Raw genomic sequence first — 15,993 nt, forward strand, 5'->3', positions numbered from 1 at the left:
AATTATGTCAATTGCATCTAGTTGGTCGTTACCGTTTTTGCGCACCTTATTTAAACCGCAGAAATCTTTTCTTAATCTGTTTACTCGCGATGCTTTTTCGGCGAGAACCTCGACTAAAACCAAAAGCCAGCGCTCTGCTAGTGCTAAAACTTCATCTGAGCATTCGTACCTAGATAAGTGGTTGAAGTCAGCAAATAGTCACAATGAATGTCGTAAACAGGGACACGTGTATATCGTAGGTGCTGGACCGGGAGATGCAGAGTTACTCACTTTAAAAGCGCTTCGTCTGCTGCAGCAAGCCGATGTCGTGCTTTTCGATGCTTTAGTTAGTGAAGATATTCTTGCGCTAATTCCCTCTAAAGTGGTGAAAGAGTATGTAGGGAAGCGCTGCAAAAAGCACAGCTTTACTCAGGACGCTATTTGCAAACGCGTCGTTGAATTGGCAAGTGAAGGGCATATTGTTGTGCGGTTAAAAGGTGGTGACCCAGCCCTATTTGCAAGAACTTGCGAAGAAACCGATGCGCTAACAAAAGCCCACATCCCTTTTGCTATTGTTCCTGGTATTACGGCGGCATCGGGCGTGTCTGCCTATACGGGAATCCCTTTAACAGACAGGCGCTGCGCTCAGTCAGTAAGCTTTATGACCGCACATTTTAAAGACGCGGACCAATGGCCTGAAATGGCGACTATGGCACAAAATGTGTTGAAGCAAACCATGGTAGTTTATATGGGGCTTAGCCGACTAGAAGGGTTATGCAAAGGCTTGGTTCACAATAAAGTGCCGAACTCATGGCCCGTAGCGGCAATTGAAAATGCTACGTCTCCCGAACAGCGCGTAATTACTGGTTCGCTAAAAGATATTTATAGCAAAGTTAACGCTGCAAATTTGACAGGGCCTACGTTACTTATATTTGGAAAGGTGGTAGAGTCTCGTCAACAGGTAAACACTCTTCTACTACATTCATCCGAGCATGCAGCAACCATTTAGCGACTACATAAAAATTATTGGTAAGGGCCAAAAAGGAGGGCGTAGCCTCACCCGCGATGAAGCTTACCATGCCATGAAAATGGTGTTGGCCAACGAAGTGACAGGCGATCAACGGGGCGCATTTCTCATGTTGCTTCGTACCCGTGAAGAAACGCCAGAAGAAGTCATTGGTTTTGTCGATGCATGCAGAGAGCTGATAGAGCCAGAGGTAAAAACACTCACTCCTACAATAGATATTGGCTGCTACGCCGGAAAACGACGCCAGTTACCGTGGTACTTATTGGCCGTAGCGGTACTGGCCAACAATGGTTATTCCGTTATGCTTCACGGTGCCCATGAGCCGGGTTCGGGACGTCTTTATGCAAGTATAGCGTTACCCAAATTGGGCCTTCCTGAGGTGAACAGCATCAGTGACGCAAAGCAGCAACTGGCAGAAAAAGGTGTTACCTACCTCGATTTGTCTTATTTGCTGCCTGCTCTCGATACGATTATTAAACTTCGCGAGGTCTTTGGCCTGCGTTCATGCGCAAATACTCTCGCGAGGTTGCTAAACCCCACCGCAGCGCAATATTGTGTGCAAGGGGTTTATCATATGCACCTTGACCATAAACACTGTCGGGTTAATGAAAATTATCCTTCAATCGACGCGCTTTGTTTCCGTGGAGATGGCGGAGACCCTGAAGTAAACGGTGAGCGAGAGACCGAACTTTTCATTACCCGTAATGGCAAGACTGATGAAGTGATTATGCCTGTGGTTGCAGATAAATGGGCGCTTAAAGACAAAGACATGAACGTTAACGACATGCTTAATGTCTGGGCGGGTAACGCGAGTAGCCTTTACGGTGAACAGGCTATCTTGAGCACACTTGCCAGCTATCTAGTACTTCTACAAAGTTGTGATGTTGCAGATGCCCTATCGCAAGCAAGGCAGCTTTGGGCGCAGCGGGATAAAAACGCATCGCCATTCTAATCACTTGGTGTGGTGACCATTTAGTTTATTAGAGTCTACGGTTAGTTGAAGGCGAACTATTCGCTTAAAAATGGAATCTGTCAGCGCATAAAAAGCTTGTTGACTGACGAAAAATAGCCAATCGTCGCATTGACTTAATCGTTGCTATACTTGTTAATGGTCTTAACAAGGTTTTCTTAAGTGGTGTTATGCGATTAACGCAGTGGCCTATATTTTTAGCTAGCCTTTTGCTCTTATTTCGAGCGGGCAATGCTGTATCTGAAAGCCAGGAACATCCGGTTAAATCAAGGGTAACCCTCGTCCTCACGGCTGACATGCCGAATATCAGCGACAGCCGCACCGGACGATATGCTAATCTTCAAACACTTGTTCAACAGCAGCGACAGCGAAGTGATACCACTTTTTTTGTTTTTGGCGGTGGTTCGATAGGCCCAAGCGCTCTTTCGTCGTTCGATCGCGGCTCGCATATTATCGATATTTTAAACTCAATCGAACCTGATGTAATGGGAGTTACTAAAAGGGAGTTTAGTTTTTATGAAGATGAGTTGTCGTTACGCTCCTATGAAGCCGCTTTTCCATTAGTAGCAAGCAATGTAACAGATAGTCGAGTAGAGCGTTCTCCAGACGGGTTACGCACATCGATTCTTATTGAAAAAGAGCAAATTACACTAGGTGTTATTTCAGTATTACATGAGCGAGTCATAGAAGAATATCAGCTTTCAGATATTTCAATTACACCTCCGCAAAAAGCCATTTTGGAAGAATCTAGGCGATTAAGAAAGCAGGGCGCGGATATGATTCTGTTGCATTATTCCTACCCATTCCCCTTTATAAATACCATGCTGAATAAACGTATTATTGATGTGGCATTTATAACTGACAGTCGTCTAGATGAAAATGAACTGGTTAATACCACACGTCACCCAAATACCATGGTACTTACTCAGCAGGGCACGGCGATAGTGGCAAGCTTCGAGAAAAACACGGCTTGGCAAGCAACCTCTTATAAAGAGCTGTCATTGGAAGACTTACCCGTTGACAGCGAATTAAACGAACAGTTGATTGAATATGAGTCTCGACTAAGTCGGCTGCTTAATATTCAAATTGGCGAATGGCAAACGGATATTTCGACCACAAGGAAAGAGGTCAGAAGCCAAGAAAATCCCTTTGCTAATTTTGTAGTAGATAGTATGAAACGATATGCGAATACTGATATAGCACTCATAAATGGAGGGAGTATTCGTGGTAACAAACAATACAGGGCCGGAACGCCCATTACCCGACAGGACATAGCTACTGAAATACCCTTTCGCGCCAATGTCGTAACATTAGACGTCAGCGGTGCACAGGTAATACAAGCGCTAGAAGAGGGGCTTTCTCAATATCAAAACTTAAAAGGGGGCTTTCCTCACGTATCGGGCATGTCTTATAGTTTTGACCCTTCAGCAGCATCATTCCACAGAATAAAAAGTGTCACTATCAACGGCAACCCAATTGATAAACTGAAGATATACACGCTAGCTACGAGTAACTTTTTGGCTAATGGAGGTGACGGCTATTATGCGTTGAAAAATGCGCAATCGAAAAATGTTTTAAGCATTCGGCCGCCTCAAATATCAGACTTGGTGATGCAGACCATTGTTAATCAATACACTGTAATGCCTGCAGTTGATGGCCGTATACTAAATATAGTGGAAGGTGGTCGGTAGAATGCAACATAAGAAGAAGACCCTATATTTGTTTATATTCGCTCAGTGCAGCGTAATGGTTTTCTTTTTATTGATTTTGATATTGTCTCTGCTTCGTTTAATCAACGTGAAAGAGGTATTAGAAGATATTTCTAGTAATTCTATACCAACGCTGAGTAAAGCAACGGAAATAACCCGCGAAGTTCAGCATTTAATTTCTCTTTCTGCTCGACTAACCTCTTCTGAAAGTCAATCGGCACGACGTATCATAAAAACGCAGCTAGACGAGACTATTCAACGTTTAACTTCATCTGATTCAAAGCTGGAACAAAGTGATAAATATCTAGCGACTCAATTAAACGTGCTCACCCTCGAAATACAAGAGCTAAATGAACTGGTACGCCAGCGTATTGATGTAGAAAAAGAGGTGAGGGTGGAAAGAGAAGTATTGTTTGCCTACCTGAACGACATTTTAGAAAGTAGAAATAAACAATACGATGGCCTTCAATCTTCAAAAAAACTAGTTCCTCTGGTGTTGCAAATCGCTCAAATCAACCAGCAATTTCAACTTCACGAATTGAGAAAGCTTGAGGACAGCATAGAGAAAGGTATTGCGGCACTTCGTGCATCTCCATTGGATAGGGGCAGCAGTGAATTAGTGAATGCGTTGGAGGAGGGGGTACTTGGCCAGTGGGGCATGATTGATAAGCAGGCCAACGTTATGCGTATTCGAGGTCGTTCTAGAGGACGAGGGAGTTTCGTTGAACATTTAGCGGAAGAAGTAGCCTCTAACATCGAATTTAGAGCATCATCTGTTACCAAAGCTACCTCAACATATGCATTAGATACAAATATAGCGGTTTCAAAACAAATTACGCTTTCGGTAGCGTTATCTTTAATTGTTTTGACTATTTGTTGCGCCATCATTTTTTATATTTATAAGCGTATTATATTGCGTTTAATAGCGTTGACGAATTTAGTAGAAGAAAACAGTGATGAAGTTACTCGGTTCGAAGGCAATGATGAAATCTCACGGTTAGCCAAAACCTTTGCGCTATATTTTGAAAGAGTTAAAAGTCAGGAAGAGCAGCTAATTCGCTTGTCTTTGAGTGACCCGTTGACCCAAATTCCCAATCGAAGAGCGTTCGAGATGGAAATGGAAAAAGCAATGGCGATGTCAAAGCGGCATAATTGGCCTCTCACTATGATTTTACTAGATGTCGATAGTTTTAAATTGTACAACGATAATTACGGCCATACTAAAGGTGACGAGTGTTTAAAGGCGGTAGCGAAAGAGTTAAATGATGTGGTGGCACGCAACACTGACTTTTGTGCTCGTTATGGCGGAGAAGAGTTTGTCGCGATCCTACCGGATACCGATGAAAAAGGTGCAAGGATTAAGGCTGAAGAGATTAGAAAGGCTATCGAAGAGCTCAAAATAGACCACAGTAAAAGTCCTGTATCAACCGTCATCACAGCCAGTTTAGGCATTGCAACAGTAGATTTTTCCAATCACCAAGAATGGACGCTCACAGCAATTCTAAATGCCGCTGATAAAGCCTTATACGATGCCAAATCTAGTGGGCGGAATCGCTGCGTATATACATCGCTTCCCTAAACTAAGGCTGTGCAAGCCCAGATTTTGCTTGTTCTGTTTCACAGGGCAAGTGCTTTCATAGACCAACAAACATTAATGCTTTTATTTTATTTTTGTTAATCCCTAATAATCTTCAATTCCTCTGCTATCTTTAATCAAAACCAAAAAAATTAGCTTATCGATTCAGATACTAACCGTCATTAATTGTGCATAACCACATCTTACTTAATGTGGATAACATCACAGAAAGTTTACGGTCTGAGCAAAGAGAGAAGCTTAGTTCACCAGGAGCACAGAATGTTTTTCAAAAATAAAGAGTTGCTAGCAGAAAACTCGCGTTTGCAAAAAGAAATTGAGGCATATCAAACTGTTCAGGAAGAGCTTCGCGAAGAGATGCTGTACATCGAGTTAAGTGCAAACGGTAAGGTGAACGGAATAAATGACTTATGCTCTCAAGCCACCGGGTACTCGTCAGGTAATTTGGAAGGGAAGACGCTAGAAAGCATGATGAGTCAAAGTATGCTTCGAAAGCCTGCGGCACAGGACATGCTAGGCGCTATTAAAACCCATCGTCATTGGCATGGTGCAGTCAGTTTTCAGGATGCAAAAGGAAAAGAATTGTGGGTAAGGGGGATTGTTCAGCCCGTTGATGATGCATTTGGAAATGTGAAGTATATTGCCTTTTATATGGCAGAGCAGACGCGAAATATTACTCACAGCAATGAATTGCGCGACATGATTGCTGCGCTTCACCGCTCATCTGCAGTTATAGAGTTCAACCTAGATGGGACGATAATAAAAGCAAATGACAATTTTCTTAAAGGTATGGGATATACGCATGAGCAAATAGTAGGAAAGCATCATCGAATATTTTGTACCGAACAAGAAGCGAACTCTGAACAATATAAACAATTTTGGCGCGGCTTAGCGGAAGGAAAATTAGAGTCGGGCAGGTTTAAGCGAATAGATAGTAGGGGCAATGAAGTTTGGCTTGAAGCGTCTTATAACCCAATCAGAAATGAGGACGGCAATCTTTATAAAGTCGTTAAGTTTGCCACGGTAATTACCGAGCAAATGCAGCGTGAGTTTGCCATTTCTGAAGCGGCTAATGTGGCGTTTAACATATCGCAAGAAACGGGTGAGCAGGCGCGCAAAGGCAACGAAGTGCTGAACGCTACAGTAAAAGCAATGAATGAGCTTACAACACAAATGGGTAATGCAAGTGAAGGGATCAAAGACCTTGATGAGCAATCTCAGAAAGTTGCCGATTTGGTAAAAAGCATAAGTGGCATTGCAGACCAAACCAATTTGCTTGCTTTAAACGCGGCAATAGAAGCGGCTCGGGCGGGTGATCAAGGTAGAGGCTTCGCTGTTGTTGCCGACGAGGTTAGGCAATTGGCGTCACGGACAAGCAGCGCAACCGAAGAAATAGTAAACGTAGTGGTAGAGAACAGAAAGCTTACCGAGAATGCGGTTCAGTTGATTGAGGCTGGGCAAGAAAAAGCCCGCGAAGCATTGGAGTACTCAACGCAATCTGGTCATGCAATGGGAGAAATTCAAAGCGGCGCAAACGAGGTGGTTAACGCCATCGGACAATTCACTAAACGTCTATAGAAGATAATATACATCTCACTTACTTAGGTTGTATTAGACCAACCATGGTGCACGCTCATTCGCACCATGGTTGAACACCTCCACCGTTTTGGTGCACCAAATCATTAATCAATCCCTTTTGATAATGTTGATTTTTTTGAAAACCTTATATTTATCAGGTGTTTAAAATTTTGGCACGCTCGCTGCTAAACAATACGTGCAATATCTACGTTGTCATATAAGGCAGCGAGTGTGGCACAACTGTTTGCGCAGTGTGTACAGCACAACATTTACCATAGTGTGAATAAGAAAAATTATCAGGAATCAATGGAGAGCAGTAAGGAAGCTCCATCTTCTCCGGCATTTATGGCAAATGATAATAACAATAATAAAAGATGGTTTTTTAAGCTAAAGCTTTTAAATAACCTCCCTTTAAGATGAGGTGTGTGAGCGGGAATTCCTGACTTACCAACAACAATTTGATGCGTTAGTAATTACTCCGATGTTACTAACACGGCAACGAAGCCCACCATGCTAGACAGTTTAATGTCGATAGTAGGTGGGTTTTTTTTTGGTTACGAGGAACACGTATGACTGGGTTAAAGACAACATCACTATTGGAACGCTTTAGGGCGGCGAGTGCGAGCGTTTGTGCTGCACTTGTTGTCTCTGTAGCAACGTTTTCAACTTCTGTTTCAGCACAAGCCCCTGCAGTTGGCTGGCCTGAAAAAGAAGAACTGAAGTTTGGTTTTATTAAACTGACAGATATGGCGCCACTCGCTGTGGCGTACGAGAAAGGGTTCTTCGAAGATGAAGGGCTATACGTCACTTTAGAAGCGCAAGCTAACTGGAAAGTATTGCTTGACCGCGTTATTGATGGCCAGTTAGATGGCGCTCACATGCTTGCAGGCCAGCCACTTGGTGCGACAATTGGCTTTGGTACGGAATCCCATGTAGTTACCGCGTTTAGTATGGATCTAAATGGTAATGGCATTACTGTCTCGAACGAAATTTGGGACAAAATGAAGGCGCACATTCCACAAGAAAATGGCAAGCCTGTGCATCCCATTAAGGCTGATTACTTAAAGCCAGTGGTTGATGAGTATCGCAATGCAGGAAAGCCATTTAACATGGGTATGGTATTCCCTGTTTCTACCCATAACTACGAGTTGCGCTATTGGCTTGCTGCTGGTGGCATTCACCCAGGTTACTACGCACCGCACAAAGGGGATACTGCAGGTCAAATTGATGCTCAAGCACTGTTATCTGTAACGCCTCCACCACAAATGCCTGCGACAATGGAAGCCGGCACTATCTATGGCTACTGTGTTGGTGAGCCATGGAACCAACAAGCGGTATTTAAAGGTATTGGTGTACCTGTGATCACCGATTATGAAATCTGGAAAAACAACCCAGAAAAAGTATTTGGCGTAAGCCAAGACTGGGCTGAAAAATACCCTAATACTCATATCCGCGTGGTAAAAGCATTAATCCGTGCCGCAATGTGGCTAGATGAAAACGACAATGCTAACCGCCCTGAAGCAGTAAAGATTCTTGCTAAGAGCAACTACGTTGGCGCTGACGAAGACGTACTGGCTAACAGCATGACAGGTACTTTTGAATACGAAAAAGGCGACAAGCGTGAAGTTCCAGACTTCAACGTATTCTTCCGTTACAACGCCACTTACCCGTACTACAGTGATGCAATTTGGTATCTCACTCAAATGCGTCGCTGGGGCCAAATTTCAGAAGCAAAGTCTGATGACTGGTATAAAGAAACGGCTAAAAAAGTATACAAACCAGAGGTTTATGCTCAGGCTGCTAAAGCGCTAATCGCAGAAGGTAAGGCTAAAGCTTCTGACTTCCCTGAGTTTGGAACGGAAACTGGTTATAAACCACCTCAAAGCGAATTTATTGATGGCGTGACGTTTGATGGAAGCAAACCTAACGCTTACTTAGAGCAATTTGATATTGGTCTTAAGGGTGACACTGTACTTTAAGTGTCTTGTAGAACCGCCCCGTCGTCGCCTTTGTGAAGGCGGGGCACTTACACAGCGCATTAGCGCATACAAAGAGTCAGGAGCAAGCAATGAGCAAGATGACAACCATTCTTCGCCTTCCATCATCGCCGTCAAACGCCAACTCTGTGTTGAGTCGTTTATATCAATCCATGCCTGCGTTGCTGTTGCCCGTTATCGGCTTGCTAATGTTCTTGGCCATTTGGAATGGCGTTGCAAAGAGTATCGACACGTCGTTAGGGCAGTTTCCAGGTCCAGCTCAAGTTTTTGAGCAAGCTGGTGCCTTAGTCGATGAGCATATTGCTCAGCGTGAGAAAGCGGATGCGTTTTACCAGCGTCAAGAAGCGAGAAATGCTGCACGTATAGCGCAAGACCCTACATATCAGCCTAAAATTAGAGAGTTTACAGGAGCGCCTACTTTCTTCGACCAAATATGGACAAGCCTTTACACTGTTATGGTTGGCTTTTTTATCGCGTCAGTAGTGGCAGTGCCTGTGGGGATTTTGTGCGGTTTGAGTAAATCGGCATACACGGCAATAAATCCGCTTATTCAGTTGTTTAAGCCAGTTTCACCGCTAGCATGGTTGCCGTTAGTTACCATGGTGGTTAGCGCGCTTTATGTTAGTGAAGATCCGGCGTTTTCTAAATCTTTTGTGACATCTGCTTTTACGGTTTCGCTTTGCTGCTTATGGCCAACGCTAATTAATACCGCAGTGGGCGTGTCAAACATTGAGAAAGACCTTATCAATGTGAGTAAAGTGCTGCGTCTTACCCCTTTTGCACACTTAACCAAAATAGTATTGCCGTCTTCTATTCCTATGATTTTTACCGGACTTCGATTGTCGCTTGGTATTGGCTGGATGGTACTTATTGCTGCCGAAATGCTTGCTCAAAACCCGGGGTTAGGAAAATTTGTTTGGGACGAATTTCAAAACGGAAGTTCAGAGTCATTAGCCAGAATCATGGTTGCAGTGCTTACTATCGGGGCAATTGGTTTTGTTCTTGACCGCTTAATGCTATCAATTCAGCGCGCGGTAAGCTGGGATAAGTCGAGCGTATTACGCTAATTTTGAGGAGAAATTTATGCACACTAAACACCTAGAGTTAGAGCAGGTAGGTATCGACTTCCCAACACCGAAGGGGCCATTTACTGCGCTTCAAGATGTAAATCTTAAAATTAGCAAAGGTGAATTTGTTTCATTAATTGGCCACTCTGGTTGCGGAAAATCGACGGTACTAAATATTATCGCAGGTTTGCATCAGGCTACCTCTGGTGGCGTGATATTAGATGGCGCTGAAGTAAAGCAGCCTGGACCCGAGCGCGCCGTAGTATTTCAAAACCATTCGCTACTGCCTTGGCTTACGGTTTATAAAAATGTTGAACTGGCAGTTAAATCGACCATGCGGGGCAAGAGTAAAGGCGAGATGCGTGACTGGATCATGCATAACTTAGAGCTTGTACACATGACGCACGCTCTTGACAAACTGCCTAGTGAAATTTCAGGTGGTATGAAGCAGCGAGTAGGCATTGCGCGTGCGCTGGCGATGGAGCCTAAAGTGTTATTGATGGACGAACCGTTCGGCGCACTAGACGCGTTAACGCGCGCTCACCTTCAAGACTCGCTAATGGAAATTCATGCTGATTTAGGTAATACCGTCATCATGATAACGCATGATGTGGATGAAGCAGTATTGCTATCTGACCGCATTGTTATGATGAACAATGGCCCTGCGGCCACTATTGGCGAAATCTTGGATATTGAATTACCTCGTCCACGAGACCGACTAGCGCTTGCAGACCATAAACAATACAACCACTACCGACATGAGGTACTGACCTTCTTATACGACAAGCAGAAGAAGGTTGAAACCGTTACTTCACGCGCTAGTAGCGCGTCATCAAAACCCAGCGGGGTGACATCTGAAAAAAAAGACGATAAAAAATCAGATGCTGCCTAGCATTATCGGCATCTGATAAGGGCGGTAGCTTCGCCGCCCACAACCTACGAATTTCACTTTTCAACCAGTGTTTTAAAGCTGGCTGGGTAAGTGTTGGCTAATAAAAATCAAAACCGATAGGGAATACACATGAACACGTTACAAAAATTAAGCATGAATGTGCTAGCGGCATCTGTTATGACAGTATTAGGCGGCAGCGCGATGGCTGCCGATATTCACGCCGCCCTTAGTGATTCAAAAGCATGGGCAGACCTGAACTTGCGCTACGAGTCAGTTGATCAAGACAATGCATTAGAAGATGCTAGCGCTCTGACTTTGCGCACGCGTTTAGGGTTTAGTTCGGGCAGCGTTAATGGTTTCTCGTTTACTGCTGAAGTCGAAGACAGCCGCATCGTAATGGGGCAGGACGAGTTTACTGTAGGGCCTACAGGCTTTAATGTAGGTGAATACTCGGTAATTGCCGACCCTGAAACAACGGAAGTTGACCAAGCTTTTATTCAATATAAAACGGATAAGTTCACTGCCAAAGTAGGTCGCCAGGTGATTACGCTAGATGATCACAGATTTGTTGGCCACGTTGGCTGGAGACAAGACCGTCAGACCTTCGACGCCGTAAGTGCTAAATATGCGGCATCGGACAATCTAGAGCTTTTCTATAGCTATTTGTACAAGCGCAACCGTATCTTCGCAGAGGCCGCTGATCTTGATTCAAAAGACCACATCCTTCACGCAACCTATACATCTAAGATAGGTAAATTTGTGGCCTATGCTTATTTGTTAGAAGTTGATAACGATACTGACAACGCACTAGATACTTATGGTGTAAGCTACGATGGTAAAATGAAAGGCGATAGCGTTAGTTGGGCTTACGGTGGTGAATTTGCGACTCAATCGAGCGAAGCTGGTGCGGGTGAAACGGCCACCGATTTCGATGCGTCTTATCTTAATGCATATTTAGCTGCCACATTCTCTGGCGTAACGGCTAAAGTGGATTACGAAATCTTAGGCTCAGACGATGGCATGTACGGATTTGCAACGCCCCTTGCTACCCTACACAAATTCAATGGATGGACCGATCAGTTTTTGGGTACGCCTGCCCAGGGTCTGAAAGACCTTAAGTTTTCACTATCTGGAGGCTTAGCTGGAGGAAAATGGCTATTGGCTTACCATGACTTTTCTGCAGACGATAGCAGCAATGGTGTTGACGATTTAGGTAGCGAAATTAACGTTCAATATACTAAGAAATTCGCTGGAAAGTATAATTTTGGTATCAAGTACGGTACTTATGACGCGGGCGATATAAAAGTAGATGCTAACCGCTTTTGGATGTGGGTTGGTACCCGCTTTTAATCGCAGGGGGAATCTATTTTTAGATACCGCGTAGCGCAATAGCTACACCAAATTTAGGTTGGCTTAGTCGTTATTGACTTAGCCAACCTTTTTCAACGGCTATATCTAGCTGCTGCAATACGTAGTCCCACAGCGCTGGTGCGCAAGATTTTAAATGGGCATTACGTTTTTCAATTTTCTCTCTTGCAATTGAATGGCGTTTCCAGCTTCCCCCATTGTCTTTCATGTTTTGGAAAACGGGTAGCACTCGGTCCATTGCTTTAGCAAATTCTGCATCTGCGGTTTCGGCTGCTTCAAACTCAAGCCATAACTCAAGCATTTCATTATCCAGTGGACTCGGTAACAACCCAAAAATGCGCTTGGCTGCAGCAAGCTCTTTCTCGGCTTGCGCGTCATGGTCACTTTGATCATTGAAAGCGAACATATCGCCAGCGTCAATTTCCACGATATCGTGAATAAGGATCATGCGAATAACGCGGGTAATATCGATAGGTTTAGCCGCATATTCACTCAACATATTTGCCATTAATGCAACATGCCAGCTGTGCTCTGCGGAGTTTTCTTGTCGATAGTTATCACACGGGAGGGTGATCTGGCGCTTCACCGCTTTTAGCTGGTCAAGTTCACAGATGAATTCAGCAAAGTCGCTTACTGCATACATTCGGGGGCTCCTAGGCGTAAAAATGGGCGCCAAAGCGCCCATTTTATAATTAAAGATGTTATTGGTTGTTAAACCAAATTACTTCTGCTCTGACAACCACACAATCAGGTCAGCGATGTCATCGAACGACATATCAGCGGTGAATGTTGGCTGATATTTACCGTTGATAATGAAGCTTGGTACACCTGTTAGGTGCTCGCGGTATTCATCAATTTGCTGTTGGTTTTTGCGCACCATGCTGTTAACGCCAAAGCTTTTGGCCATTTTATCAAATTCTTCACCGTCTACGCCGTTTACCACGAAGATGTTGCGAAGGTCTTTTAAACCTGTGATAGATGCACGTTGTTTGTGAATATAGTTGAAAATAGCGCCGTTCATTGCATCTTCTTGCTTCATTGCGCGGGCAATTAGCATAGCTTTAGTCGCATCGTCTTGAACTTCCGGGCCAGTAAAGCGCATAAAGTTCACGTGAACTTTATTAAACTTAGTGCCGTCGCTTTTCTTTTCTTTAATTTGTGCAACGATCGGTTCGAACTGGAAGCAGTGAGGGCACCAAAATGAGAAGTACTCAGTAATAACGGGTTTATCTGTGGCTTCTTTATCAAGCACTTTATAGTGCGTGCCTTCTTTCCATTTAGACGCTGGCTCTTGCGCGCAGGCTGCTAATGGCAAAAGCATTGCCATGACAAACATTACTGCAAACTTTTTCATGGATTATGATCCTGTATTAAAAAACAATCTTTCGATGGTGAGATTATCACAGCCTTATTCGCTTAACTAGGACCTGTTTTACTTCAACGCCTTAGTACGCGATAAGCTCACTAAAAAACGGGATTCAACGACAAGGTTTATGCTTTATCGCGAAAAAATGCCGTTGTTTCATAAAAAGCGACAAATAGCTGGGTAACTCTGTGTTTTATGAGGTGAACGACTGATACAGGATAAATGCTCAACCATGAACAGAATATGAACCTTAAGAAGGGTGAATGTACATAAGAGCGTAGCAGGGGATAGATAAATGCTCTGGACCATACCAGAAATAATGTTGAAAAATACCGCTGTAGGAAAACTAGGTTCAAGAAAGCATAAGAGAAGGGTTACAAATCAGTGTAACCCTTCAATTTGTTGAATGTAGATCAACGTTTGTGTCGAGAGGTAGGTCTTACTTTGATTAGCTACATAGTGTAGTTAACTAAAAACAGTGCACGACGTTCCTGACCCGCATAGCCCACAATGTCTTCATAGTCGGTATCAAATGCATTATCTACTTTCAAAGAAACCTGCCACTGCGTGTCAATTTGGTAGCTCAGGTTCACAGTAGCAAGGGTATAAGCTGAAAGTGCCAACGTTTGTGATGGTTCAGGGTATGGTGGGAAGAAGGTGTCATAACGGCTTCCGGTATAGGCTAGCTTAGTGTAGAAGCTAAACTTTTCCGTACCAAAGTTAGTGGTATAAGTAAGTGAACCTTGATGGCGAGCGCGACGTAACTCGGTACTTGTGATCCCAGCGTCGGTTTGTTCAGCGTCTAAATAGCTATAGGCTGCGGTAATGTCACCATAGCCACTGTCCCAATTTAGCTCTACATCAACACCTTCTCGTGAACTTTTCCCGTCGATATTATCAGAACTGAACGCACCCAAGTCAGATACAAATACAAAGCCGTTAATTTCGTCTTCAAGGTCAGTAGTGTAAGCGCTGATTTGACCAGACAGTGATGTCCAATTGGCTTTAACACCCACTTCCCACTCTTCACTGGTTTCAGGCTCTAAGTTGGGATTGCCTATAAAGCTTGCAGGAAAGTAGCCAAAGCGTTCGGTGAAGGTAGGTGTTTTAACGGCTTTACCATAGCTTGTGAAAACAGCGTAGTTCTCGTTAAGCTGCCATGTCAAACCGCCGCGAAAACTTACGGCGTTATCAAATTCACTGTTGTTGTCGAATCGGGCGCTAAGTGACGCGGTTAACGATTCAGTTAACTCGCTATTTGCTTCTGCAAATACGCTGTAGGTGTTGTCATGCTGCTTCTGATTGGGGTCACCAAACACAATAGGACCGCGCTGGGTAAAAATACGCTGAAGATATTCAACACCACCCGCAAAATTCCAATTGTCGACGGTATAAAATCCTGTCCAGTTTAACTCTATGCGCTCACCGGTAGTGCCGCCTGTGTCTGAACCTGACTCAGTGTTATCGTTTTCGTCTTTGCGATAGTGTGCGCTTAGCGCTGAGCGATAGTCTGTGTTTTCAGGGGCAAATTCCCACCTTAATTTCGCACTAACTTGTGTGCCATCTGTCACGTTATCTGAATCGGCGGGAAGGCCTGTTGTTACAAAGTCAGTGCCGTCGTAGTCGTTTTTGTACTGAACTGTGCGAAGGTTAGCTATTAACGTATGCTCAGAAGTAGCAGCATAATTAAGGTTAATGCCCGCGGTCATATTGTCATAGCCATCATCTTCATTACCCACACGAGATACGTTATCTCCGTCAGTGCGAATATAGCTAGCGTATGCAGAAACACCTACGTTATCGCTTTGCGAACGTGCGTTCATGCTACCTTGGAGTGTACCTTGTGTGCCAACTCCAGCAGAGAAGTCTACGTGTGATGAACTGTCGGCAAACTGGCCTGATTTTGTGGTGATGCTTAATACACCACCGATAGCGCCGCTGCCCCATCTTGCGCTTTGCGGCCCGCGAACAAGCTCAATACGCACCACGTTTGCGCTAGTGAGATGAGCAAGATCGACAAGGCTACCTTGGCCAATGTCATTAGCAATAACACCATCAATCAAAACAAGCAGATGGTTGGTTTCACCGCCGCGCACGCGTAGCTCTGTTAATCCGCCAGGGCTGCCTGACTGAGACAAGCTAACGCCGGGTAGGCCGCGAATGAGATCGGTAAGTTGAAGTGCACCCGAAGCTTTAATATCACTTTCAGTTAGTACCGATACTGAACCAGGAAGCTTGGTCAATGAAATAGGCAAACGCGTGCCTGTAACCGTTAAGGTTTCGATATCTTGATCTGAAGTTTGAGCAAAGGCTGGTGTGCTTAAGCACGAAATAACAGCAGCGCTAATGGCTGCTTTAGTAAAATGTGTACGCATGGTTTTTATGTTGTCTTTGATGCGCTCCACCCGAGCACATGATTAGGGAAAGTGCACGTTCTTGCTTAATT

At 44.2% G+C, this 15,993-nt stretch carries 12 protein-coding genes; 9 read left to right on the forward strand and 3 right to left on the reverse strand.

Annotation, left to right across the window (positions count from 1 at the left end):
* Nucleotides 1-4: 4 nt before the first annotated feature.
* The 9 genes from cobA to E5672_RS00500 all read left to right on the forward strand — a co-directional run bounded on the left by cobA (nucleotide 5) and on the right by E5672_RS00500 (nucleotide 12,163).
* Nucleotides 5-988 (forward strand): uroporphyrinogen-III C-methyltransferase, encoded by a 984-nt coding sequence (gene cobA / locus E5672_RS00460; RefSeq protein WP_136780448.1) that lies wholly within the window; start codon nucleotides 5-7, stop codon nucleotides 986-988.
* A complete protein-coding gene (locus tag E5672_RS00465; RefSeq protein ID WP_136780449.1) occupies nucleotides 972-1,958 on the forward strand; it encodes a glycosyl transferase family protein in 987 nt (328 codons plus the stop codon). The genes cobA and E5672_RS00465 overlap by 17 nt, the downstream gene beginning before the upstream one ends.
* Before the next feature lie 188 nt (nucleotides 1,959-2,146).
* The gene (locus tag E5672_RS00470) at nucleotides 2,147-3,667 is read left to right on the forward strand and encodes a bifunctional metallophosphatase/5'-nucleotidase (protein WP_136780450.1); all 1,521 of its coding nucleotides are present in this window, start codon (nucleotides 2,147-2,149) and stop codon (nucleotides 3,665-3,667) included.
* Nucleotide 3,668: 1 nt separating this feature from the next.
* Nucleotides 3,669-5,264, forward strand: coding sequence for a GGDEF domain-containing protein (locus E5672_RS00475; protein WP_136780451.1), 1,596 nt, complete (start codon nucleotides 3,669-3,671; stop codon nucleotides 5,262-5,264).
* A gap of 276 nt (nucleotides 5,265-5,540) precedes the next feature.
* Complete coding sequence (locus tag E5672_RS00480; RefSeq protein ID WP_136780452.1) at nucleotides 5,541-6,857, forward strand: methyl-accepting chemotaxis protein; 1,317 nt, start codon at nucleotides 5,541-5,543, stop codon at nucleotides 6,855-6,857.
* Nucleotides 6,858-7,426: 569 nt separating this feature from the next.
* Entirely contained in the window at nucleotides 7,427-8,836 is a 1,410-nt protein-coding gene (locus E5672_RS00485; RefSeq protein WP_136780453.1) for a CmpA/NrtA family ABC transporter substrate-binding protein, read from the forward strand.
* Nucleotides 8,837-8,925: 89 nt separating this feature from the next.
* Entirely contained in the window at nucleotides 8,926-9,921 is a 996-nt protein-coding gene (locus tag E5672_RS00490; RefSeq protein ID WP_205676460.1) for an ABC transporter permease, read from the forward strand.
* Between the two features lie 16 nt (nucleotides 9,922-9,937).
* A complete protein-coding gene (locus E5672_RS00495; protein WP_136780454.1) occupies nucleotides 9,938-10,813 on the forward strand; it encodes an ABC transporter ATP-binding protein in 876 nt (291 codons plus the stop codon).
* 129 nt (nucleotides 10,814-10,942) lie between these two features.
* The gene (locus tag E5672_RS00500) at nucleotides 10,943-12,163 is read left to right on the forward strand and encodes an alginate export family protein (RefSeq protein WP_136780455.1); all 1,221 of its coding nucleotides are present in this window, start codon (nucleotides 10,943-10,945) and stop codon (nucleotides 12,161-12,163) included.
* A 70-nt stretch (nucleotides 12,164-12,233) separates the two neighbouring features.
* On the opposite strand, the gene E5672_RS00505 is transcribed toward E5672_RS00500, so the two are convergent.
* From E5672_RS00505 to E5672_RS00515, 3 genes are all read right to left on the reverse strand, one after another.
* Complete coding sequence (locus E5672_RS00505) at nucleotides 12,234-12,824, reverse strand: HD domain-containing protein (RefSeq protein WP_136780456.1); 591 nt, start codon at nucleotides 12,822-12,824, stop codon at nucleotides 12,234-12,236.
* A gap of 78 nt (nucleotides 12,825-12,902) precedes the next feature.
* Nucleotides 12,903-13,535 (reverse strand): thiol:disulfide interchange protein DsbA/DsbL, encoded by a 633-nt coding sequence (locus E5672_RS00510; protein ID WP_136780457.1) that lies wholly within the window; start codon nucleotides 13,533-13,535, stop codon nucleotides 12,903-12,905.
* A 464-nt stretch (nucleotides 13,536-13,999) separates the two neighbouring features.
* A complete protein-coding gene (locus E5672_RS00515; RefSeq protein WP_240692123.1) occupies nucleotides 14,000-15,922 on the reverse strand; it encodes a TonB-dependent receptor plug domain-containing protein in 1,923 nt (640 codons plus the stop codon).
* Nucleotides 15,923-15,993: the final 71 nt, after the last annotated feature.

The organism is Alteromonas portus (assembly GCF_005117025.1).
Taxonomy (GTDB): domain Bacteria; phylum Pseudomonadota; class Gammaproteobacteria; order Enterobacterales; family Alteromonadaceae; genus Alteromonas; species Alteromonas portus.